At 22.9% G+C, this 315-nt stretch carries 1 protein-coding gene; it reads left to right on the forward strand.

The genetic code is table 11. From position 1 onward, the window contains the following. Positions 1-65 precede the first annotated feature (65 nt). On the forward strand, positions 66-315 hold a 250-nt coding region (locus tag PUR56_RS43145), incomplete at its 3' end, for a hypothetical protein (protein WP_329947396.1).

Genomic DNA, 315 nt, shown 5'->3' on the forward strand with positions numbered 1-315 from the left:
GGGGGGGCGCGCCCAAACAAAAAAAAAAAAAAAAAAAAAAAAATAAACCACAAAGAATTATAATAGTGGCCAAAACACAAACCCACCCCAAAACCAAAAAACAAAACAAAAAAACAAAAACAAAAAAAAAAAAAAAAAAAAAAAAAACAACAAAAACAACCCAAACAAAAAAAAAAAAACAACAAAAAAAAAACAAAACACAAAACAAAAACAAAAAAAAAAAAAAAAACAAAAACAAAAAAACAAAAAACAAAAACCAACAAAACACCCAAACAAAAAAAAAACAAAAAAAAAACAAACACACAACCAAAAAAA

Source organism: Streptomyces sp. BE303 (assembly GCF_036290945.1).
Lineage (GTDB): Bacteria > Actinomycetota > Actinomycetes > Streptomycetales > Streptomycetaceae > Kitasatospora.